Origin of the sequence: Methylobacterium aerolatum (assembly GCF_022179085.1) — a bacterium.
Lineage (GTDB): Bacteria > Pseudomonadota > Alphaproteobacteria > Rhizobiales > Beijerinckiaceae > Methylobacterium > Methylobacterium aerolatum.
Genome location: NZ_BPQE01000017.1, coordinates 129251 through 151891 on the forward strand (window position 1 = coordinate 129251; position 22641 = coordinate 151891).

General features: G+C 71.5%; 18 protein-coding genes. 4 read left to right on the forward strand and 14 right to left on the reverse strand.

Annotated elements, in window-relative coordinates; genetic code table 11:
- Positions 1 to 31: 31 nt before the first annotated feature.
- The 6 genes from MFF06_RS12510 to MFF06_RS12535 all read right to left on the reverse strand — a co-directional run bounded on the left by MFF06_RS12510 (position 32) and on the right by MFF06_RS12535 (position 9280).
- A complete protein-coding gene (locus tag MFF06_RS12510; RefSeq protein ID WP_238204238.1) occupies positions 32 to 871 on the reverse strand; it encodes a DUF937 domain-containing protein in 840 nt (279 codons plus the stop codon).
- Between the two features lie 120 nt (positions 872 to 991).
- Positions 992 to 2512, reverse strand: a complete 1521-nt coding sequence (locus tag MFF06_RS12515) for an MATE family efflux transporter (protein ID WP_238204240.1) — start codon at positions 2510 to 2512, stop codon at positions 992 to 994.
- Positions 2505 to 4475 (reverse strand): monovalent cation:proton antiporter-2 (CPA2) family protein, encoded by a 1971-nt coding sequence (locus MFF06_RS12520; protein WP_238204243.1) that lies wholly within the window; start codon positions 4473 to 4475, stop codon positions 2505 to 2507. The genes MFF06_RS12515 and MFF06_RS12520 overlap by 8 nt, the downstream gene beginning before the upstream one ends.
- Positions 4476 to 4634: 159 nt before the next feature.
- Positions 4635 to 5231, reverse strand: a complete 597-nt coding sequence (locus tag MFF06_RS12525; protein WP_238204245.1) for a GNAT family N-acetyltransferase — start codon at positions 5229 to 5231, stop codon at positions 4635 to 4637.
- Entirely contained in the window at positions 5231 to 7573 is a 2343-nt protein-coding gene (locus MFF06_RS12530) for an Orn/Lys/Arg family decarboxylase (RefSeq protein WP_238204246.1), read from the reverse strand. Before MFF06_RS12530 ends, MFF06_RS12525 begins: the two co-directional genes overlap by 1 nt.
- A 120-nt stretch (positions 7574 to 7693) precedes the next feature.
- Positions 7694 to 9280 carry a glucosamine inositolphosphorylceramide transferase family protein gene (locus MFF06_RS12535; RefSeq protein ID WP_370876530.1) on the reverse strand — a complete coding sequence of 529 codons (1587 nt, stop codon included), beginning with the start codon at positions 9278 to 9280 and terminating at the stop codon, positions 7694 to 7696.
- Between the two features lie 337 nt (positions 9281 to 9617).
- Between MFF06_RS12535 and ispH the strand changes: the two genes are divergently transcribed.
- From ispH to rnhA, 3 genes are all read left to right on the forward strand, one after another.
- A complete protein-coding gene (ispH, locus tag MFF06_RS12540) occupies positions 9618 to 10625 on the forward strand; it encodes a 4-hydroxy-3-methylbut-2-enyl diphosphate reductase (RefSeq protein ID WP_238204249.1) in 1008 nt (335 codons plus the stop codon).
- A 347-nt stretch (positions 10626 to 10972) separates the two neighbouring features.
- Positions 10973 to 11938 carry a homoserine kinase gene (locus MFF06_RS12545; protein ID WP_238204251.1) on the forward strand — a complete coding sequence of 322 codons (966 nt, stop codon included), beginning with the start codon at positions 10973 to 10975 and terminating at the stop codon, positions 11936 to 11938.
- Positions 11935 to 12384 carry a ribonuclease HI gene (gene rnhA / locus MFF06_RS12550; protein ID WP_238204252.1) on the forward strand — a complete coding sequence of 150 codons (450 nt, stop codon included), beginning with the start codon at positions 11935 to 11937 and terminating at the stop codon, positions 12382 to 12384. Before MFF06_RS12545 ends, rnhA begins: the two co-directional genes overlap by 4 nt.
- A 120-nt stretch (positions 12385 to 12504) precedes the next feature.
- Here rnhA and MFF06_RS12555 read toward each other — a convergent pair whose 3' ends face one another.
- From MFF06_RS12555 to MFF06_RS12565, 3 genes are all read right to left on the reverse strand, one after another.
- Positions 12505 to 13185: an HAD hydrolase-like protein gene (locus tag MFF06_RS12555; protein WP_238204255.1), complete on the reverse strand. Its 681-nt coding sequence runs from the start codon at positions 13183 to 13185 to the stop codon at positions 12505 to 12507.
- Positions 13186 to 13191: 6 nt separating this feature from the next.
- Positions 13192 to 15102 carry a PAS domain S-box protein gene (locus MFF06_RS12560; RefSeq protein ID WP_238204257.1) on the reverse strand — a complete coding sequence of 637 codons (1911 nt, stop codon included), beginning with the start codon at positions 15100 to 15102 and terminating at the stop codon, positions 13192 to 13194.
- Positions 15103 to 15266: 164 nt separating this feature from the next.
- Complete coding sequence (locus MFF06_RS12565; RefSeq protein ID WP_238204259.1) at positions 15267 to 16358, reverse strand: alkene reductase; 1092 nt, start codon at positions 16356 to 16358, stop codon at positions 15267 to 15269.
- 274 nt (positions 16359 to 16632) lie between these two features.
- Between MFF06_RS12565 and MFF06_RS12570 the strand changes: the two genes are divergently transcribed.
- Positions 16633 to 17244: a TetR/AcrR family transcriptional regulator gene (locus MFF06_RS12570; RefSeq protein WP_238204260.1), complete on the forward strand. Its 612-nt coding sequence runs from the start codon at positions 16633 to 16635 to the stop codon at positions 17242 to 17244.
- Between the two features lie 159 nt (positions 17245 to 17403).
- On the opposite strand, the gene MFF06_RS12575 is transcribed toward MFF06_RS12570, so the two are convergent.
- From MFF06_RS12575 to MFF06_RS12595, 5 genes are all read right to left on the reverse strand, one after another.
- Positions 17404 to 19548 (reverse strand): sodium-translocating pyrophosphatase, encoded by a 2145-nt coding sequence (locus tag MFF06_RS12575; protein ID WP_238204262.1) that lies wholly within the window; start codon positions 19546 to 19548, stop codon positions 17404 to 17406.
- A 378-nt stretch (positions 19549 to 19926) separates the two neighbouring features.
- Positions 19927 to 20919, reverse strand: coding sequence for a thiamine-phosphate kinase (gene thiL, locus MFF06_RS12580; protein ID WP_238204264.1), 993 nt, complete (start codon positions 20917 to 20919; stop codon positions 19927 to 19929).
- 4 nt (positions 20920 to 20923) lie between these two features.
- Positions 20924 to 21466, reverse strand: coding sequence for a transcription antitermination factor NusB (gene nusB / locus MFF06_RS12585; RefSeq protein WP_283207268.1), 543 nt, complete (start codon positions 21464 to 21466; stop codon positions 20924 to 20926).
- 11 nt (positions 21467 to 21477) lie between these two features.
- The gene (gene ribH, locus MFF06_RS12590) at positions 21478 to 21957 is read right to left on the reverse strand and encodes a 6,7-dimethyl-8-ribityllumazine synthase (RefSeq protein WP_238204266.1); all 480 of its coding nucleotides are present in this window, start codon (positions 21955 to 21957) and stop codon (positions 21478 to 21480) included.
- Between the two features lie 92 nt (positions 21958 to 22049).
- Positions 22050 to 22616, reverse strand: coding sequence for a carboxymuconolactone decarboxylase family protein (locus MFF06_RS12595; protein ID WP_238204269.1), 567 nt, complete (start codon positions 22614 to 22616; stop codon positions 22050 to 22052).
- Positions 22617 to 22641 lie beyond the last annotated feature (25 nt).

Genomic DNA, 22641 nt, shown 5'->3' on the forward strand with positions numbered 1-22641 from the left:
GCCTCGCCCCCGCCGGCCGGGTCGCGATGCCTCAGGCGCCCTCACCGGGACGTCCGCGCCTGGCGCGCGGGGCCGGGCGCGGCTCGCGGGGAGCGGGGCCGGGCCTCGGAGCGGCGCTGGCGCGGGCGCTCGCTTCGCCGGCGGGCGTGACGGGCTTCGCCCCCGCGCCCGGCCAGAACGCCTCGAACAGCTGTTGCATCGCCTTGAGGTTCTGTTCCTGCACCTCGGCGCCGGTGCGGAGCATCTGGCTGAGCATGTCGGCGCCACCCTCGGTGTCCGGCGCCTCGGGCTGCGGGGGCGGAGGCGCCGCCACCTGCGGGCGGCTCGGCGGCGGTGCGGCCTCCGGGCGGGGCGCGGGGGAGGCCGGGGCGGGCGGCGGCGTCATGAAGGCGCGGGCCATGTCGGTCCAGAGGGCGACGAAGGGCAGCGCCGACGCGGCGGCGGCCGGCGGGGGGGCGGGCGCCGCCGGGCGGGCCGGCTCGGCCTGCGGCTGATTCAGCACCACGTGGACGATGCTCGCCACCACCGCGCCCGCCATCATCGGCAGCATCTGCCGCAGCACCTGCGACTGCACGCCGCTCGCGGCGGAGGCCTGCTGAAGCACCGCCTGCATCAGTTGCGCGGAGCCGAACATCTGTCCGAGGGCATCGAGCCCCTGCGGCGCGGCGGCGCGGGCCATGTCGGGGGCCGTGAACATCCGAGCGAGGCCCGTGGGATCGAGCCCCGAGCCGCGCTGCAGCCCCAGCGTCAGGGCCGGCATCAACGCCTGGAAGGCCCGCTGCGTCTGCTCGACCGTCAGGCCGAACTGACGGGCCATGGCCTGCATCTCGGGCCCGCCCGCGGCCTGAACCATGTCGAGGGGAGTGAACATGACGCCTCGATCCTGCCGCCATCCGTCGGCGGCGGTCACATGCTGTCCGCCAAGGCCGAGTGCCGGGACGGCTGAGCTATCCGCGGGAGGAAGGCGAGGCCGCCCGCTCGGCCGCCCCGCTCATCCCTTGCGGGTATCGTGGCCCGCCCCGTGCGGAAACGCCAGTTCCCGGGTGACAATCCCTGTCGATCCCTTTCCCCCGGTACCCGTTTCCGGTGATCCCCGTCCGGGCGGCCGCGACCCGAAGGGCTCGGCGGTGGCCGCCGCCCCGTGTCCGGCGGCCCGGTCCGCGAGGCGGGAGACCGTCCTGCGGGCCAGCACCACGCCCGCGAGGCCGAAGACCAGCGAGCCGACCCCCATGCCGATCAGGATGCCCTTCGGCCCGTAGAGGGCACTGCCGAGATAGGCGGGCGGCACGGTGCCGACGGTCGCGCGGCCCCAGTTCAGCAGGGTCGAGCGCAGGGGAAAGCCCAGGTTGTTGAAGGCGGCGTTGCCGAGGAACAGCAGCCCGTTGAAGAACCACATCGCCCCGCCGACGAGGCAGAAGAAGGTGAACAGCTCCGCCGCGAGGCCCTTCAGCTGGAACAGCGCCGCGAGCTCGCTCCGCAGGAGGATCAGCCCCAGCCACACCACCGCCGCGTAGATCAGCACCGTGCGCACGCAGGCGCTCAGGGTCGCGCCCATCCGGTCGAAGCGCGAGGCGCCCCAGTTCTGCGCCAGGATCGGCCCCACCGCCCCCGAGAGGGCGAAGAGGCCGCCGAAGGCCACCGGGGTCAGCCGGTCGATCACGGCGGCGGCGGCGATGGCGTCGGGTCCATAGCCGGCGAAGAGATGAGTGAGGAAGGCGCTCGCGACGGAGGGCGCGAGGTTGGTGGCCACCGCCGGCCCGGCGATGGCGGCCATGGCGGGGGCATCCTCCACCACCTCCCGCAGGCGGGGCCTGCGCAGCATCCCGTGCCGCCGCAGCCCGTACCAGCCGATGGCGACGAAGGTCGCGCGGGCGACGCAGACGGTGATCGCCGCCCCCTCCACGCCGAGCCCGGCGGCGAAGATCAGGAGGGGATCGAGGAAGGCGGTGACGATGGCTCCGCCGAGGGTCACCCACATCGCCCGGCCGGCCTCGCCGATCGCCCGCAGCAGGCCGGTGAACAACATGCCCAGCGCCAGTAGGGCGTTGGAGGGCAGGGTGATCCTCAGGAACAGGTCGGCGACGGCGAGGGCCTCGTCCTTGGCGCCGATGGCCGCGAGCATCGGCTTGGCGAAGGGCAGCATCGCCGCCGAGAGCAGCCCCGCGACGAGGACGCCGAGCGCCATCGCGGAGGCCGAGAGGCGCCGGGCGAGCACCCGGTCCCGGGCGCCGACCGCCCGGGCCACGAGGGCGCCCGCCGCGATCATCAGCCCGATGTTCACGGCAGTGGCGAAGAACTGCACCACCGACGCGAGACCCACGGCGGCGGTGAGCGCCGGGTCGCCGAGGCGCGAGACGTAGAGCAGCGAGAGCAGGTCGACGACGAAGATCGCCATGAGGCCGACGGAGCCCGTGGCGCTCATCACGAGGACGTGGCGCAGCACCGGACCGGTGACGAAGCGACCCTGATCCTCCGGTACCGGTCCCTCCGGGTGACCGGGGAGGTCAGTCATCGCGTCCGTTGCCCTCGGTCTCGAGTTCCGCCTCGGCGGAAGGCTCGTCCTCGTCCGCCGGACGGAGAACGGGCTTGGCGAGGATTCGCTCCGCCGCCTCCTTCCGGTCCTGGCCGAGCAGGTCCCGCGTCTCGGTGTTCAGGACGCGGGCGGGGCGGACGGGCGCGGTGAGCGGTTCGGGACGGACCTCCGCCGCCTCCGTGCCCCCGAGCCACGCCGAGCCGTCCGGCAGGGCGCCCGCCTGCTGAAGGACGAGGCGCGCGATGTCGCGCTTGCGCACATCCTCCGCCCGGGCGGCGGCGGCCTCCGGCGAGAGGCCCAGGCCCTCCAGGGCCGCGCGGCCGAAGGCGAGGGCCGACTCGGAGGTCTCGCGGATCTGGAAGTCCACGTCGCGGTTCATCAGTTCCACGGCGTGGAGCCGGTCGTAGGCCCGCACGAAGGTGCGGACGGAGGCGAACTCCTCGTGGACGATGTCCACGATCTTGAGGGCGCCCTCCCGGTCGTCCACGCAGATGCAGACGAGCTCCGCCTTGCCGATGCCGGCGGCGCGCAGCACGTCGAGCCGCGTGCCGTCGCCGTAGTAGATGCGGAAGCCGAAGCGGGTCGCGGCACGCAGCTGCTCGACGTCCTTGTCGATCACCGTCACCGCCACGCCCTCGGCAAGCAGCACCTGCGTCAGGATCTGGCCGAACCGCCCGAAGCCGATCACCAGCACCCGCGCCTCCGTGCCGACCTCGGCGAGGTCGGCGGGCGAGTCCGCCCCGGCATTGGCCTGCTTCGAGAGGCGCGCGTCGATCAGCCGGTCGAGGCCCTTGGCGAGGATCGGGCCGATCAGCATCGTCAGGGCGGCGAGGGCCACGGCGAAGCGGGTCGCCGTGGGGCCGGTGAGGCCGAGGTCGGCGGCCTGCGGCAGCAGCACGAAGGCAAACTCGCCCGCCGGCGCCAGCACCGCCGCCCCCCGCAGGGCGCTCAGCGTATCGGAGCCGAACAGGCGGAACAGGCCCGCCACGAGGGCGACCTTCACGAAGATCGCGGCGAAGGTCGCGCCGAACAGGGCCGGCCAGACGGCTCTCACGAGGCCGCCGTCGATCGACATGCCGACGCTCATGAAGAACAGGCCGAGCAACATGCCGCGGAACGGCTCGATGTCGGCCTCCAGCTGGTGCCGGAAGTTCGATTCCGCCAGCAGGATGCCCGCCAGGAAGGCGCCCATGGCCATCGACAGGCCGACTTGCTCCATCAGCAGAGCCGTGCCCAGCACCACGAGGAGGGCAGCCGCCGTCATCACCTCGCGGGCACCGCTCGCCGCGAGCAGGCGGAAGAACGGGTTCAGGCCGTAGCGCCCCACCAGCACCACGGCGCCGATGGCAGCGAGCACCCGGCCCGTCGAGGACGCCGCCTCACCGAGCCAGGGCCCGCCCGATCCCTGGCCGGCCGAGGCCGCCAGCGGCATCAGGGCGAGGATGCCGACGACGCTCAGGTCCTGAAAGAGCAGCACCGCGAAGGCCCGGGAGCCGTAGGGGCTGCCGAGGTCTCCGCGCTCCTCCAGCAGTTGCAGGGCCACCGCCGTGGCGGACAGGGCGAGCGCGATCCCCACCACCGCCGCCGCCGCCAGGGGCTGGCCCGCCAGGATCCCGGCCCCACCGAGGACCAGGGCGCACAGCACGAGCTGCGCGGTGCCGAGGCCGAAGATGTCCCGCCGCATCGAGACGAGCTGCGACAGGTGCAACTCGAGCCCGACGATGAAGAGAAGCAGCACCACGCCGATCTCGGCGACGCTCGCGGCGGTCTCGGGCTCGGCGATGAGCGACAGGCCGGACGGGCCGATCAGCACCCCGGCCACGAGGTAGCCGAGCACGGCGCTCTGCCCGAGCCACCGGAACACCGGCACCCCGACGACGGCGGCCGCCAGGAAGGTCAGGACCGGGGGCAGAAAGCTCGCGTGTTCGCCGGGGCTCGCCATGCCGCTCCGTGGGGGCTTTCGGAGGAGACTGTCCGCTTAACGCGGGCAGGCCGGGGAAGCGAGCGTGGCCGCGTGACAATCGGCACGCGGGGGCTCGGCCGCTGGCGGTGCCTCCCGTCTCCCCGTCTTGCGGGGGAGGGGAGGCGCACCCGGCGCCGCTCACAACCCCACAGGATCCACCGCCACCGCCCGCGGCGGCGGCTGGTCCTGCGAGCCCGTGCCCAGGGCGCATTGCACCATCACGCTGTCGGTCCAGCGGCCGTACTTGTAGCCCACCGCCGGGAGGTAGCCGACGCGTTCGAAGCCGCAGGCCTCGTGCAGGCGCAGCGACGGGCCGTTGGCGGCGTCGATGTAACCGATCATCTGGCGGTAGCCGCCGGCCGCGCAGGCCTCGATCAGGGCGGGCAGCAGCCGCCGGCCGATGCCCGCGTGGAGGTGGGCGTGGTGGACGTAGATCGAGTGCTTGAGGGTGTAGCGGTAGGCGGGCCGCTTGCGGAACGGCACCGCGTAGGCATAGCCCGCCACCTCGCCGTCGAGCTCCGCGACGAGGTGAGGCAGGCGCTTCTTGCGCATGGTCTTGCGGCGGCGCTTCAGGTCGTCGGGGAGCAGGCGCTCCTCCTCGAAGTCGCCGGTGTCGCCGACGCCCTTGGCGATATGGTGCTCGTAGATGGCGATCATCGCCGCCACGTCCGCATCCGAGGACGGCCGGATCACGATCTCGGGCCAGGAGGCGGGATGGGCCGGCGCGGGCTCCATCAGGCCCCCTCGCGCAGGACGTAGGTGTGGAAGCGGATGCGCCCGTCCGGATCGACCTCGCGGTAGACGCCCTGGATCTCGGCCTCGAAGCCGGGGAACAGGTTGGCGGAGGCCTCGAACATCTTGAAGTAGTCGAGCATGGGCTTGGCCCGCTCGTCCAGGCGCTCGCCCGGAAGCACGGTGCCGATGCCCGGCGGGTAGACCAGCATCAGGGTGGTGGCGATCCGGCCCTCGGCCTCCGCGATGGGCACGTAATCGACCTTGTTGCGGGTCAGCATCTGCGAGGCGTGCTTGGGGGGCATGACCATCTCCGGCAGGTGCTCCGGCATGAACTGCTTGCGCTGGAGCGCGGAGGTGTTGTGCTCCCGGTGGAAGGCGTGGAAGTCGGCGCAGAGGTCGCGCAGGCGCACGCCCCGGTAGCGGTTGGGCCGCCTTCCGACGAATTGCGGCATGGCCTCCTCCAGGAGCACGTTGTCGTCGTGCAGGCGCTTGAAGGCGACGAGGCCCGAGATCAGCGTGCCCGCCTTCGAGGACTCGACGCCCGGCGTCAGCAGGAAGAGCAGCGAGTTCAGGTCGTTCTTCTCCGCGACGATCCGGTTCTCACGCAGGTATTGCGCCACGATGGGCGCGGGCACGCCGTGCTCGGCATAGGCCCCGGTCTTCCGGTCGAAGCCGGGGGTGAGGACGGTGAGCTTGTTCGGATCGGTCATGGCGTAGCCCGGCGCGACCCGGGTGAAGCCGTGCCACGCGGCGCCGGGGGCGAGCTCCCAGAAGCGCGCATCCGAGGCGAGCAGGTCGGTGGGCACGCTCTCCCAGGTCTGTTCGCCCTCCGGGCCGTGGACGCGGTCCGGCACGAAGGGGTCGAAGAACCAGCGCCGGGCCGGATCGGCCTCGTTCTCCTCGAACTCGCGGCGGATGGCGCGGACCTTCTTGCGCCACTCGATGCCGAGCCGGATCGTGTCGTCCCACAGGATCATGCCGGAGCGGCCCTTCATCATCTGGGCGCCGACATCGAGGGAGGCGAAGAGCGGGTAGAAGGGCGAGGTCGAGGCGTGGACGAGGAAGCTCTCGTTCAGCCGCTTGTGCTCCACCCGCCGGGTCTGGCCGCGCAGGTGGCTGTCCTTGGTGTGGATCTGCGAGGCTTGGCTGAAGCTCGCGAGCTGCTTGTGGGTCGATTGCGTGGCCACGATCCCCGGCGAGGTCTCGTCGAGGCCGGTCAGCCCCATGGCGTAGCGGCCCTGGAACAGCGGGTGGAACTTCATGAAGCCCGCCCAGGCCTCGTCGAACAGGATGTAGTCGCAGAGGTGGCCGATCTTCTGCACGATCATCCGCGCGTCGTAGATCGTGCCGTCGTAGGTGCATTGCTCGATCACCGCGACGCGGAACGGCCGCTCCCGGCGCCACGCCTCGGGATCCTTCACCAGCGGGTTCTGTCGGATCTTGTCCCGGATGCGCCCTTCGTTTAGCGCCTCGTGGCAGATGGGACCGATGAGCCCGAAGGCGTTGCGGTCGGTCTCCAGGAAGATCGGGATGCCGCCGCCGAGGAACAGGGCACCGTGGTGGGCGGCCTTGTGGTTGTTGCGGTCGAACAGGACGAGGTCGTCCTCGGCCACCAGGGACGAGAGCACGATCTTGTTGGAGGCCGAGGTGCCGTTGAGGACGAAATAGGTCTTCTCGGCGCCGAAGATGGCGGCGGCCTCCTTCTGCGCCTTCAGCGCCGGGCCCTCGTGGGTCAGGAGGTCGCCGAGGTCGAGGACCGAGTTGTCGAGGTCGTCGCGAAAGATCGCCTCGCCGAGATGCTCGACGAAGATCCGGCCGATGGGCGAGCGGTTGTAGAAGATACCGCCGTTGTGGCCGGGGCAGGTCCAGAGCTGGTTGCCCTTCTCGGCGTAGTCCACCAGCGCGCCGAAGAAGGGCGTCTTCAGGGTCTCGGCGTATTGCGTCACCCGGCTGACGAGGCCGCGGGCGATGAATTCCGGCGTCTCCTCCGCGAGGAAGATGTAGCCGTCGATGAAGTCCAGCAGCTCGACCGGGATGTCCTCCAGCCGCTTACGGCGGACCATGATGACGATGGGCATCTCCAGCCCGCGCCGCCGCATCATGTCGATGAGGGCGGCGGCCTTGCCGTCGAGGCCGCGCTTGCCCCAATCGACCACGAGGCAGCCCACCGCCGCGTCGGTCTGCACGGCGATGGCCGCGTCCTCGACGCGCCGGGCCCGCACCACCTCGAAGCCCCGCTGCTCCACCGCCGCGACGATCTGGTTGACGCGCGCGCCCTCCAGATCGTCCGGATCGAAGGCCGGGGTGCACATCAGGACGGTGAAACGGCGGTGGAAGTCCATGCCGGAAGGCCTCTGCCAGACGGATCGTCCCGTGCCTTGGCGGACTGTCTGTGACCGTTCGATGACCAAACCGACGGTTGTCCGGCCGTCGCGGCATTTCAGAGCGGCAGGCGCACCCTGTCAGAGCGGCAGGCGTACCCTGGCCCGGTGGGAGCCGTCGATGAACTCGAAGGCGCCCGCCGCGCTGTAGGTGTGCAGGCGCGTGCCCGGCCAATCCGCCCCCGCCGCGAGGCGGGTCTCCAGCCGCTGCACGAAGCCGTCCTCGTCGAGGCGCATGATGCGCGCGAGCCCGAGGGCGGAGCCGTAGCCGCCGCGGCAATCCTGCACCGGCCGGATCAGCATCCCGTCCCGCGAGACCACGGGACCGGCGGGGCGGGCGGTGGCGACGTCGATCAGCACGGGGTTGCGCGGGTGGGCGGTCCAGGGGCCGCGGAAGTCGTCCGCGAACCAGAGGTGCAGCGAGTCGGAGTAGGAGCCGCCCTCGCGGACGGTGGCGAAGAGCCACCAGCGGCCGCCGTGGCGCAGCAGGGTCGGGTCGCTCGCCACCACGTTGGGGATGAGGACCGCCTCGTGCCGCCAGCCGCCGGGGAAGCGCTCGGCCCGGTAGAGGTCGATCGAGCGGGTGCCGCAGGATTCGGGGATCATCCACACCTCCCCGTCGGCTTCGAACACGAAGGGGTAGGAGAGGTGCGTGTCGAGTTCCAGCACCGCCTCCGGCCGCCCGACGGGGCCGTCCTGGCCGAAGGGCACCGCCGAGATCACGCCCTTGCCCCGGGCATAGTCGTATTCCTCCACGAACAGCGTCACCGCGCCGTTGCGGGAGACCGCGAAGGGGTCGGCGTAGAAGCTGCGGCCGTTGTCCGGCAGGTCGGTCCATCCCCCCGCCGGGTGGCGGCGCAGGTCGATGAGGTCGGGCCCGACGGTCCGGCGCCAGCCGACCCGCCAGCGCTCGCGGTGGAAGCAGGTGGTGTAGAGCCTGCGGGCGACCCGCCGGGCGAGCCCCTTCAGGGCCCGCTGCCGGGCGGCCATGGCGCCGATGTCGAAGGCGACGTGGGCGAGGGCCGGGGGCGCGGTCCCGTCGGGCATCTGGCGGGAGGCGCCGCCGGAGAGGGCGGCCTCGATCAGGGTGATGGTGCGGGCGAGGTAGTCCTCGAAGGCGATCAGCATCACCGAATGGGATTCGGCGCCGAAGCGGCCGGTGGCGATGGGCGCGTCCGATCCGTCGCGCAGGGCGGCGACGGGCTCCACCCGGTCGAAGAGCGCCACCAGCAGGCCGGTCTCGCCGGGGATGCCGTCGTAGTCGAGGCGCCAGGTCTCCACGCCGGGGAGCGATCCGGTCTCCGCGCCGCTGAGGTCGATCACGAGGTCCGGCGCCGTCCGGTCCAGGCGGCCGTAGGGCGCCAGCGCGAGGGGTTCGGCGGGGGTCGAGAGGCCGGGCCGGGGAACGCCGTGGACCGTCGCCTCCAGGCGGAACAGCAGTTCCACGTTCGGCGGCAGGCCCGCGCCGGTGGCCTGCACCGCGTCGATTTGTAGCCGGCAATCCGGCCGCTGGTTCAGCCGTTCGAGCAGGCGCAGGTGCCAGCCGCGCAGGGTCGTCCGGTCGAGGCGCACGCGGACCGTGCGCACGGCCGTCCCTGCGGCGGCCATCGTCGTCCGGCCCGGCTGGGCAGGGCGCGTCCGCTTCTCGGTCTCGACCAACGCCGTCATGAGATCGTCCGAACCGCGCGCCCCCATCGGCGCCGGGCTCGGCCGAAGGCGGGGCAAAGAAGGGCAGCTTCCGCGAAGGGGAACGGACGCCGAATCGGCAGCTGGACTTTGGCGAATTCTGAAAGCTGCTTGCGGGGCGAAGCTTCCGGACGCCAATGCGACCAATACCGACCGGAAACACTCTATTGGTAAGTTCTTTCGCGGGCGTTACGGGGGCGTCTCTCCAGGTGAACCGGCGCGGCAAACCTGTTACACGGGTCCCTCGCGGTCCAGAACATGCCCGGTTCGGCGGTCGCGACCGTTGACAGGACGGCCCTGCCCTCGCCACATCGCCCCCATGAACGCGCAACCGACTTCCCCCGCGTCCGGCCAGGTCGCAGACCAAGCGGCCAAGCCGCCGCTCAACATCCTGCTGTGCGCGCCCCGCGGCTTCTGTGCCGGCGTGGTGCGTGCGATCGACGTGGTGGAGCGCGCCCTCGCGATCCACGGCCCGCCCGTCTACGTGCGCCATGAGATCGTCCACAATAAGTACGTGGTCGAGAGCCTGAAGCGAAAGGGCGCGGTCTTCGTGCGCGAGCTCGACGAGGTGCCGGACGGCGATGCCCCGGTCATCTTCTCGGCCCACGGCGTGGCGAAGACGGTGCCGGCCAACGCCGATTCGCGTGGCCTCACCACCATCGACGCCACCTGCCCGCTGGTGACCAAGGTCCACCGCGAGGCGGAGATCCACCACAAGCGCGGGCGCCACGTCCTCCTCGTCGGCCATTCCGGCCACCCGGAGGTGGTGGGCACGATGGGGCAGTTGCCCAAAGGCTCGATCACGCTCGTCGAGGACGTCGACCAGATCGAGGCGCTGACGCCCGAGGATCCGAACAACCTCGCCTGGGTGACGCAGACCACCCTGTCCGTGGACGACACCCGTCACGTGGTCGAGGCGCTCAAGCGCAAGTTCCCGACCATCACCGGGCCGCACAAGGACGACATCTGCTACGCCACCACCAACCGCCAGGAGGCGGTGAAGCAGGTGGCGCCGCTGGTGGACGCCCTGATCGTCGTCGGCTCCTCGAATTCCTCGAACTCGCAGCGCCTGCGCGAGGTCGCCGAGCGCGTCGGCTGCCCGATCACCCGTCTCCTGAACCGGGCCGAGGAGATCGACTGGCCGGCCTTCGAGGGCATCGCGAAGCTCGGCCTCACCGCCGGCGCCTCGGCCCCCGAGGTGCTGGTGGAGGAGATCATCGACGCCTTCGCCGCCCGCTACGACGTGACCGTCGACACGGTCTCCACCGTCGTCGAGGACATGGTGTTCCCCCTCCCGCGCGAGTTGCGCAGCGAGGCGGCGGAGTAGGGCCGGCTTCCGGGCCGCCTTCAGGCGGCCCGTCCCATCTCCGCCCTCATCCTGAGGGTCTGGCCGGACAATCGCCCCTATTCCCTCACGTGACCTCACCTCGAGGCGCCGAAGCGAAGCGTAGGCCTCGAAGGAGGCCTCCGGATTGCTCTGCGATGTCTCGAAACCTCCTTCGAGGTGGCTTCTCCGCACCTCAGGATGGGGGAGGAGGGTGGGCGCGAGCGGCTTTCGGCCAAGCGCCGAGGTGCCCGCGTCTCGCGGGCCTCGAAGGAGGCGGCTTGCGCGACACCTCAGGATGAGGTTTGAGGGCGGGAATTCCTCATCTCAAGAGATTCCGAGCGCGCGACGTGGCCGTCTACACCGAGGTATCCGACGCCGCGCTCGCCGAGTTCCTGGCGGCCTACGACATCGGCACCCTGCTCTCCTGCAAGGGCATCGCCGAGGGGGTCGAGAACTCGAACTTCTTCCTGCACACGACCGGCGGCTCGTTCATCCTCACCCTCTACGAGAAGCGGGTGCGCGAGGAGGACCTGCCCTTCTTCGTCGGGCTGATGGACCATCTGGCGAAGGCCGGCCTCGCCTGCCCGCAGCCGATCCGCGACCGCGGCGGCACCGCCCTCGGGCGCCTGTGCGGGCGTCCCGCCGCCCTGGTGAGCTTCCTGGAGGGCGTCTCCCTGTCCTCGCCGGGGCCGGAGCATTGCCGGGAGGTCGGCGTCGCCCTGGCCCGCCTGCACGCGGCGGGACGGGATTTCCCGATGGTGCGGGCGAACAACCTCTCCGTGGCGTCCTGGCGCCCGCTCTTCGAACAGGCCGGGGGCCAAGCGGACAGCGTCGCGCCCGGCCTGACCGAGCGCACGCTCGCCGACCTCGCCGTGCTGGAGGCGGGCTGGCCGCAGGGCCTGCCGGGCGGCGTCATCCATGCCGACCTCTTCACCGACAACGTGTTCTTCATCGGCGACGACCTGTCAGGCCTGATCGACTTCTACTTCGCCTGCACCGACGCCTTCGCCTACGACCTCGCCGTCTGCCTCAACGCGTGGTGCTTCGACGCCCTCGGCGCCTTCCACCGCGAGATGGCCACTGCAATGATCGCCGGCTACGAATCGGAGCGCCCTCTGGAGCCCGCCGAAGTCGAGGCCCTGCCGATCCTGTGCCGGGGCGCGGCCCTGCGCTTCATGCTGACCCGGCTGGTCGATTGGCTGAACGTGCCGCCCGGCGCCCTGGTGAGGCCGAAGGATCCGCTGGAATACGACCGGCGCCTTACCTTCCACCGGCGCGCCCGCAGCGCGGCCGATTACGGGCGCGCGGCATGAGCGAGGAAGGCCGGGTCAAGATCTACACGGACGGGGCGTGCTCCGGGAATCCGGGGCCCGGCGGCTGGGGCGCCATCCTGATCTACGGCGAGGTGCAGAAGGAGCTGTCGGGCGGCGAGGCCCACACCACCAACAACCGCATGGAGCTGCTCGCCGCCATCGAGGCGCTGGAGGCGCTGAAGCGGCCCTGCCGCGTCGATCTCTTCACCGACTCCCAATACCTCCGGCAGGGCGTGACCGGCTGGATCCACAACTGGAAGGCCCGGGGCTGGCGCACCGCCGACAAGAAGCCCGTGAAGAACGAAGACCTCTGGCGCCGGGTCGATGCCGCCCGGGACCGTCACGAGGTCGAGTGGCACTGGGTCAAGGGCCATGCCAGCGACCCGCTCAACAACCGCGTCGATGCGCTGGCGGTCGCGGCGATGGCGCCGTTCAAGCGGCGGTAGCGTCCCGCGCGCGCGTCATCGCGAGCCGCAGCGAAGCGATCCAGGGATGCGCGCCGGTCGGAGACATCCTACGGCCCGGGACGGCTTCGGCTCGCGCTCGCCCTGGCGAGGGGCGGTCCCTCACTCCACCACCGCAGCCACCACCTCCGCCGGCTCCCGGAACAGGTGGTCCGGCTCCGTCGCCGCCAGCGCCTGCGCGTCGGTGTAGCCCCAGGCCACCGCGCCGAAGGCGCAGCCCACCGCCCGGGCCGCCTCCGCATCCCGGATCTCGTCACCGAGGCAGAGCACCCGCTCCGGCGGCAGGCGCGAGGCGGCCACGAGCCCGCGCAGGCGGCGCGCCTTGCCGAAGATCGAGGCGCCACAGGACCATACGGCGATCCGGCCCGCGCTCTCCGGCCCCAGCACGCGCCGCACCACGTCCTCCCGGTTCGAGGACAACACGGCGAGGGACACGCCCGCCCCGTCGAGATCCGCGAGCATCGCGGCGATGCCGGGGAAGGGCCGCAGCCGCCCGGCGTCCCGCGCTGCGAGGCCGTGCATGTGGCGGGCGATGAGGGGCACCTTCCAGCGGGGGATGCCGAGACGCGTCAGGATCTCCCGGGCGCCGAGGCGGCGCAGGCCCTCGACCTCCTCCTCCGCCACCCGGCGGAAGCGGTAGCGGTCGGCGACGCCGCCGAGCACCGAACTGAACCAGGCGAAGGTGTCGGCGAGGGTTCCGTCGAAATCGAGGACGACGAGGCCGTAGGCGGCGGGTCCTCGCGCCCCGTCCGCGGAGGCGGCCGGCTCCCGGAAGGCCGCCACCCGCGGTCAGAACCGGAGGTTCGCCACCGGCACGTCGAGGCGCATCACGAGGCCGCCGGGGGCCCAGTCGTGCTCCAGCAGGCCGTCGAGCTGGCCGGCGACGCTGCGCTCGGCGAGCACCGTGCCGAACCCCTTGCGGGTCGGGGATCGTGTGACTTCCGGCCCGCCGGTCTCGGCCCAGGTCAAGGTGTAGCGCCCGTCGCGGCGGTCGCCGGTGAGCGTCACCTGCCCCCCGGTGCGGGAGAGGCCACCGTACTTCACGGCGTTGGTGGCCTGTTCGTGCATGATGAGGGCCAGCGCCGTGGCCGTGCGCTCGCCGATCTCCACGTCGTCCCCGGTGATCGCCACGCGCTCCCGGCCGTCCTCCACATAGGCCGCCATGAGCAGACGCATCAGGCCGAGCACCGTCTGCCCGGCGACGGCGGGCGCTGAGTCGGGCGAGTGCGGGCGGACGTATTCGTGGGCGCGGGCGAGGGCGCCCAGGCGCTCCCGGAAGGCCGCCGCGAAGGGCTTCGCGGCCGGATCACTCCGGGCGGTCAGGGCGGCGAGGCCGCCGACGACGGCGAAGATGTTCTTGATCCGGTGGGACAATTCGCGGATCAGCAGGTCGCGGGCCTCCTCGGACCGCTTGGCCTCCCGCAGGTCGCGAGTGACGGTGGCGTAGCCGGCGGCGGCCCCTGTCGCATCGCGGATCGGGAAGATTGCGTAGAGGACGGCGATGGCCTCGCCCGTGCCGAAATGCCGGAAGGCCAGCTCGCCCTCCCACCAGCCGTCGCGCGCCACCGCCGGCATCACCGTGTCGGCGAGGATCATCCGGCTCTCGGGCGTGAAGAAATCCGCCATGGCCAGGGCGCGGGCCGCAGCGAGATCGGGCAAGCCGACGAGGGCGAGCGCCGCCTCGTTGAGGTGATCGACCCGTCCGTCGAGCCCTGCGAGGCCGATGAAGTCCTTCGAGGCCTCCACGATGGCGGCGAGCTGGCGGGCCTCGCCCTCGGCGCGCTTCAGGTCGTTGATGTCGGTGCAGGTGCCGAACCAGCGCTCGATCCTGCCCTCCGCGTCGCGGATCGGCATGGCGCGGCCCAGGGTCCACCGGTAGTCGCCGTTGTGATGGCGCAGGCGGTACTCGATCTCGTAGGGCTCGCCCGTCGCGATGCAGTGCCGCCAGCGCGCCCACGCCCGCTCTTGGTCGTCCGGGTGGAACACCCCGTTCCAGCCTTCGCCATCCGTCGAGCCGTAGGGAACGCCGGTGAACTCGTACCAGCGGTCGTTGTAGTAGTCGTGGAATCCGTCCGGCAGAGTGGTCCAGACCATCTGTGGCATGGCCGAGGTCATCACCCGGAACCGCCGCTCGCTCGCGGCGAGCTCGGCCTCGCGGTCGGCGATGCGCGCCATGGTCCGGCGGTGCTCGAACAGGGTGGAGACCTGCCGGGCCAGGGCCGCCAGGGTGGCCCTCTGGGCCGCGTCGAGCCCCTCCGGCCGGGGCACGCGGTCGAGGACGCAGACGGCGCCCAGCGGAGTGCCCTCCTGCCCGCGGATCGCCGCGCCCGCGTAGAAGCGGAAGCCGTCCTGCGTCACGAGGGGGCTTCCGGCGGTGCGGGGATCCTCCGCCAAGTCGGGGATGATCAATTCGCCGCCCGAAGCCACCGTGTGCGTGCAGATGGTCCGTTCCGGCCCGAGTTCCCTCTTGCCGAGGCCGATCTCGGCCTTGAACCACTGCCGCGAGGTGTCGAGGAGGCTGATGAGCGCCACCGGCGCTCCGCACACATGGGCGGCCACGGCGGCGAGGTCGTCATAGGACCGCTCGGGCGCCGTATCGAGGATGCCGAGCTCGCACAGCTCCGCCGCGCGGTCCGCAGCTTCCCCCTGGGAGACGGACGTGTCGGCAAGGGCGCAGGCGCCGGGCGACGGCTCACACATGATGCGCCACCCACATAGCGGCGGCCCCGCCCGCTGCCTAGACCGTGCGCCCGAAAAGCAGTGATCACGCCGGGATTAAGCAGTCGCGGACGTGGATGACGGTCGCACCGCCCCGCTGGCGGGGCGGTGCGACCGGCGTCGTCACGCAGCGGAGGCGGGCGCCCTCAGGCGGCCTTCTGCTGCTCCAGTGTCGGGTAGTCGACGTAGCCCTCGGGGCCCTGCGAGTACCAGGTCTGGGCGTTGTCCTTGGTGAGAGGTGCGCCCTTGGCGAAACGCTCGGGCAGGTCGGGGTTGGCGATGAAGGTCCGGCCGTAGGCGATGGCGTCGGCCTCGTTTCGGTCGAGGGCCTCCTGGCCGCTCTTCCCGTCGTAGTCGGCGTTGAGGATCAGCGGCGCGCGGAAGACCTTGCGCATCGCCGGGGCGATGGGCGGATGGTCGGCCTTGCCGAAGGTGCCCTCGTAGCCCGGCTCGCGCATCTCCAGGAAAGCGATGCCGAGGGCGTCCAGCGCCTTGGCGGCGGCGACGAAGAGCGGCTCGGGGTTCGAGTCGTTGGTGCCCTGGATCGCGCCGTTGGGCGACAGGCGCACGCCGGTGCGCTCGGCTCCCGCCACCTTCACCACAGCCTGCGTCACCTCGCGGAGCAGCCGCACGCGGTTGTCGATGGAGCCGCCGTACTCGTCGGTGCGCAGGTTGGTGCCGTCGCGGAGGAATTCGTCGATCAGATAGCCGTTGGCCGCGTGGATCTGCACGCCGTCGAAGCCGGCGGCGAGCGCGTTGGCGGTGGCCTTCTCGTAGTCGGCCAGCAGGCGCGGGATCTCCGCGATCTCCAGGGCCCGGGCCTGGGAGTAGGGCTTCTTGCCCTCGTAGGTGTGGGCTTGGTCGGGCGCCGTGGTGGCCGAGGACGAGACCGGGGGCTTGCCGCCGAGGAAGTCCGAATGGACCATCCGGCCCATGTGCCAGATCTGGCAGACGATCTTGCCGCCATGGTCATGGACCGCCTTCACCACCGGGCGCCACGCATCGACCTGCGCGTCCGACCAGATGCCGGGCGCGAAGGGCCAGCCGAGCCCTTCCTGCGAAATGCCGGTGGCCTCTGTGAGGATCAGCCCGGCGCCCGCGCGCTGCGTGTAGTACTGCGCCATGATCGGCGTGGGCACGTGCTCGCGGGTCGCCCGGCCCCGGGTGAGGGGCGCCATGAAGATCCGGTTCTTGGCCTCGATGGCGCCGATGCGGATCGGATCGAACAGAGATGGCATGGCAATCGTCTCGTTGCTGGGCGGCCGCGGAGGGCCGGCCTGGGAAGGGGAATAGGGTCGAGATGGTGCGGCGCCGGGGCCGCGCCAGGGTGCAGTGCACAAAGGGCGCACCCGCGCGGCCACCGCGGCCCTCGCCGTCACGCCCGGATCCGATTATTGTAGCGGCCGTTACGGATGCCATATCTGTAGCGGACGCTACACTGCGTCAAGCCGAAGGGAGCGGGTCCGGCCCAAGGCCGTCCGTCCGATGTGCGCGACGACACACGAGGGAGAGATGGGCACGATCACGCCGGTCCGGGCCAAGGGGCGGCCCCGCAGCTTCGACCGTACCCGCGCGCTCCACCGGGCGCTGGAGGTGTTCTGGACGCGCGGCTACGGCCCGGCGACGGTGGCGGAACTCTGCACGGCGATGGGCATCAACCCGCCGAGCCTCTACGCCGCCTTCGGCAACAAGGATGCCCTCTTCCTCGAAGCCCTGAGGCACTACGAGGAGACCTATTGGGCCGCGCCGTGGCAGGCCCTCGGCGGCGCGCCGGACCTGCGCGGCGGGCTGGAGCGCTTCTTCGCCGAGGCGGCGGCGATCCTGTCCTCACGCGATGTCCCCTGCGGCTGCCTCGTGGTGCAGACCTCCGGCAGCGTGGCCACGGAATCCGAGGCGGTGCGCGAGGCCCTGCGGGACCTCCGTGAGGCGAGCCGGATGGGTTTTCTCGCCCGGTTCGAGCGCGCCCGCGCCTCCGGCGATCTGCCGCCGGACGCCGATGTCGCGGCCCTGGCCGCCGCCTTCGCGGCCGTGCTCCAGGGCATGTCGGCCCAGGCACGGGACGGCGCCTCGCGGGAGACGCTGGAGCGCCTCGCCGTGGTTTCGTTGGCGATGTTGCCAGGGTGAGAGAAGCTTCCTGCGCCGTCTTTGCGAGCGCCGGCGAAGCAATCCAGGGATGCGCCGCGCTCTGACGCTTCCGTCTGCCCTGGATCGCGTCGCTTCGCCAGCGATCACGGTGGTGACGAAAGGACACCCGGCGCGGCAGGCCGCGCCGGGCCATCGCGGCTACGCGTGCGACAGCACCGCCAGCAGCAGCAGGGCGATGATGTTGGTGATCTTGATCGCCGGATTCACGGCAGGGCCGGCGGTGTCCTTGTAGGGGTCGCCCACGGTGTCGCCGGTCACGGCGGCCTTGTGGGCGTCCGAGCCCTTGCCGCCGTGGTGGCCGTCCTCGATGAACTTCTTGGCGTTGTCCCAGGCGCCGCCGCCCGAGGTCATCGAGATCGCCACGTAGAGGCCGGTGATGATGACGCCGAGCAGCATCGCGCCCACCGTGGCGAAGGCCTGGGACTTGCCCGCGATCGGCTGGATCACGAAGAACAGGACGATCGGCGACAGCACCGGCAGGAGCGAGGGGACGATCATCTCCTTGATCGCGGCGCGGGTCAGCATGTCGACCGCCCGGCCGTAATCGGGCCGGTCGATCCCCTGCATGATGCCGGGCTTCTCCCGGAACTGGCGGCGGACCTCCTCCACCACCGCCGCGGCGGCGCGGCCGACGGCGGTCATGGCGATGCCGCCGAACAGGTAGGGGATCAGGCCGCCGAGCAGCAGGCCGACGACGACGTAGGGGTTCGAGAGCGAAAAATCGACGCTCACCCCCTGGAAGAAGCGGTACTGCGTCGGGCTCGCATTGGCGATGAAGTAGTTCAGGTCCGAGGTGTAGGCCGCGAACAGCACCAGGGCGCCGAGGCCCGCCGAGCCGATGGCGTAGCCCTTGGTCACCGCCTTCGTGGTGTTGCCCACCGCGTCCAGCGCGTCGGTGGACTTGCGCACCTCCGAGGGCAGACCCGCCATCTCCGCGATGCCGCCCGCGTTGTCCGTCACCGGGCCGAAGGCATCGAGCGCCACCACGAAGCCCGCCAGCGCCAGCATGGCGGTGACGGCGATGGCGATGCCGAACAGGCCGGCCAGCGCATAGGTGGCGATGATGCCGGCCACAATCACGATGGCCGGCAGCGCGGTCGATTCCAGCGAGATCGCCAGCCCCTGGATCACGTTGGTGCCGTGGCCCGTCACCGAGGCGTCGGCGATGGACTTCACCGGCCGGTAGTTCGTGCCGGTGTAGTATTCGGTGATCACGACGATCAACGCCGTGATGGCGAGCCCGATCACCGCGCAGCCGAACAGGCCGCCCGAGGTGAAGGTGACGCCGGTGGAGGTGGTGAACGCGGTCGAGAACCCGCCGAAGAGGGCGAAGGTCACCGCCGCGATGGCGACGATGGAGAGCGCGCCCGCCGCGATCAGCCCCTTGTAGAGGGCGCCCATGATCGACTGGTTGGCCGAGAGCCGCACCGCGTAGGTGCCGGCGATGGAGGTGACGATGCAGGCCGCGCCGATGGCGAGGGGATAGAGCATCATCGGCTCCAGCGCCGCCCGTCCGCTGCCGGTGGGGCCGGAGAAGAAGATCGCCGCCAGCACCATCGTGGCGACGACGGTCACGGCGTAGGTCTCGAACAGGTCGGCGGCCATGCCGGCGCAGTCGCCGACGTTGTCTCCCACGTTGTCCGCGATGGTGGCGGGGTTGCGCGGATCGTCCTCGGGGATCCCGGCCTCGACCTTGCCGACGAGGTCGCCGCCCACATCCGCGCCCTTGGTGAAGATGCCACCGCCGAGGCGGGCGAAGATCGAGATCAGCGAGGCGCCGAAGCCCAGCGCCACCAGCGCGTCGATCACCTCGCGGCTCGACGGATCGAGCCCGGCGCCGCGGGTCAGCACGAGGTAGTAGAGGGCGACGCCGAGCAGGGCGAGGCCCGCCACCAGCATCCCCGTCACCGCCCCGGACTTGAAGGCCACGTCGAGGCCCGCGCCCAGCGAGAAGGACGAGGCCTGCGCCGTGCGCACGTTCGCCCGCACCGACACGTTCATGCCGATGAACCCCGCCGCCCCGGAGAGCACGGCGCCGATCAGGAAGCCGATGGCGACCTTGAGACCGAGGAACACGGCCAGCGCCACGAACAGCACGATCCCAACGACGCCGATGGTGAGGTACTGGCGCTTCAGGTAGGCCTGCGCGCCCTCGGCGATCGCCCCCGCGATCTCCTGCATGCGCTGGGTCCCCGCGTCCCGTTTCATCACGTCCGAAATCGTGACGATGCCGTAGACGATGGCGCAGAGCCCGCCCACGATGATCAGAATCAGCGAAAGCATTCGACCGTCCTTGCGTTTCGGGTGCCTGGCTGGGGCTTCTCGTTGACGAGCTCGGCCGCGCGGGCCGTGGGACGTGACGCTCGGATTCGGGCTTTCCTTCCCAGAACCATGCATTGATTGCCAAACTTCGCCGCACGACGCAAACGAGACCTTCGGGTTATCGGTGTTTATGGTGCGATGCGAAATAAAACCCCTTAACTTGCGCGATGTCTTCGCAGGTGCGACGGGTGAGAACTTGGGGGGAGATGAGGGCGCCGGTCGCGACATCGCGCCGTCATTGCGAGCGACCGCGAAGCAATCCAGAGACGGCGGGCCGATGTCCGGCGATGGCGCTGCCCTGGATTGCTTCGCTTCACTCGCAATGACGGTGAAGCGCCCTCAGAAGTGGCTGAACGATCCCGCCGCGAAGGTGCGTCGCGTGCCGTCCGGCAGGACGAAGTCCGGCGGGTGATCGCCGGCGGTCACCGTGCCGATCGCGGTCATCGGGATGCCGGTCGCGGCGCAGTCGGCCAGGAGGGCGTCGAGGGCGTCCGGCGGCACGGCGCAGAGGATCTCGTAGTCGTCGCCCCCGGTCAGGATCGGGTCGATCAGCGACGGATCGGAGGCCAGCGCGGTCCGCGCGGCGGCGGAGAGGGGAACCGTCCCGGCGTCGATGACGGCGCTGCGCCCATCGCCCAGCATCTTGGCGAGGTCGCCCGCGAGCCCATCCGACACGTCCATCGACGCCCGCGCGTGGCGGCGCAGGAGTGGCGCGAGGGACAGGCGCGGGCGAGGGTGCAGGTAGCGGTCGGCGAGGTGGTCGCGGCTCGCGTCGTCCAGGGCGGCGGCCCAGGCCGGGTCCCGCCGCAGGATCAGGCCGAGGGCCCCGTCGCCCACCGTGCCGCTGACGCAGAGCCGGTGGCCGACCCGCGCGCCGGTGCGGCGGACGATCCCGCCGGTGGGCACCTCGCCGAAGGCCGTGACGCCGATCAGCGCCGGCCCGGCTGAGCGGACCGTGTCGCCGCCGAGCAGCGGGCAGCCGGCCGCGCGCGACGCCCCGCCGAGCCCCTCCGTGAAGGCGGCGAGCCACTCCTCCGTCCAGTCGTCGGGCAGGGCGAGGGTCAGCAGGAAGCCGCGCGGCACCGCGCCCTTGGCGGCGATGTCCGACAGGTTCACCCCCAGCGCCTTGCGGGCGATGGAGGCGGGCGGATCCCCGGGAAAGTAGTGGACGCCCGCCACGATGGCGTCGGCCGTCACCACGAGGTCGCAGCCGGGGGAGGGGGTGAGGGTGGCGGCGTCGTCCCGCATCCCGTCGGCGCCCGGCCCGGCGAGGGGGGCGAAGTAGCGGGCGATCAGCCCGTCCTCGCTCGGGCGGGGCGCCCCCCTGTCCACGGCCTCAGGCCCGCTTCGGGCCGGGCTTGCCCGTCGCCACCTTCTCGACGACCTCGGCGGGCCGGACCTTCCGGGCGATGCGGTCGAGGACGGCGTTCACGAGACCCGGCTCGTCGGCGTCGTAGAAGGAGTGGGTGACGTCCATGTACTGGGAGATCGCCGCCCGGGCCGGCACGTCGGGGCGATACATCAGCTCGTAGGCCCCCGCCCGGAGGATCGCCCGCAGCACCGTCTCGATCCGGCGGAGCGGCCAGCCCTCGCTGAGGGCGCCGTCGAGCTGCTGGTCGATCGCCCGCTGCTCGTCCACGACGCCGCGCAGCAGGTCGCGGAAAAAGGACGTCTCCGCCGGGGGATGCTCGATGCCGTCGACCTCCCGGCCGATCCAGTAGGCCTCGAACTCGGCCACGGCGTCGAGGACGCCCTTGCCCGAGATGTCCATCTCGTAGAGCGCCTGCACCACGGCGAGCCGCGCCCCGCTGCGGGGGTTGATCGCCGGCTTCTTGGTCTCGGAGGGGTTGCCCTCCGGCGGGGTCCCGGCCTCGGCCATGCGGTTCTCCGTCATCGCACCGCCCGCTTGATGGCGAGGACGGCCAGCGCCGCCTCGGCCGCGCCGCCGCCCTTGTCCTGCTCGGAGACGCGGGCGCGCGCCCAGGCCTGCTCCTCGGTTTCGACGGTGAGGATGCCGTTGCCCAGCGGAATCGTCCGGTTCACCGACAGATCCATGAGGGCGCGGGCGCTCTCGCCGGCGACGATGTCGTAATGGCCGGTTTCGCCCCGGATCACGCAGCCGAGGGTCACCACCGCGTCGTAGGTGCCCGTCTCGAACAGGATCGCCACGGCGGCGGGGATTTCCAGCGCGCCGGGCACGGTGACGACCTCGGCCGTCGCCCCAGCCGCCGCGATGGCGGCGCGGGCGCCCTTGAGGAGTTCGTCTGCCAGCGCGTCGTAGTAGCGGGCCTCGACGACGAGGATGCGGGCTCCAGCGACCCGCGGGTCGGGCTCTCGGCGCGCCGGTTCGGCGCGGGTATGGGCGACCATGACTCTCGTCCGGGCGGAAAGGGGATGGCGGGGGTTAGACCGATCCCGCCGCTACCACAAGCGGGATCCCGCACGGTGTGCGGCCTTGCCCTTCACGGCACCAGCGGCGGCAGGGGGCGGGGCGCGCCCTCCGGCAGGGCGGTGCGGGCGACGTTCATCGTCATGGCGAGCAGGGCGTAGTAGCCGTTGATGCCGGTGAGATCGATTGCTCCCTGCTCGCCGAAGCGGGCGACGAGGGCCGCATAGGTGGCATCGCTCACCCCCCGGTGGCGCTGCAACTCGATCGAGAAGTCGTAGGCCAGCGTCTCGTCCTCGCTCATCGTCGTCGGGCGGCGGCCCTCCGCGACAGCCTGCGCCGTCTCCGGCGCGACGCCGGCCTTGAGGGCGATGGGATGGTGGATATGCCATTCCACCTGCTGGCTCCATTCCCGCGCGACCACGAGGATGGCGAACTCGCTGATCCGCAGGGGCAGCACGCTGTTGTAGCGCAGGTAGAGCCCCATCCGGCTCGCGCACTGCATCATCTCGGGGCTGCGCAGCAGCGGCGTGAACGGCCCGAAGACCGGCACGCCCCGCTCGGCCTGGAAGGCCGCGGCGGCTTGCCGTTGCGCGTCGGTGAGGGCGTCGGCCGGGAGGTCCGGCATGCGGTCGGTCGTCATCCTCGCCCTTTCGTCATTGCAAACG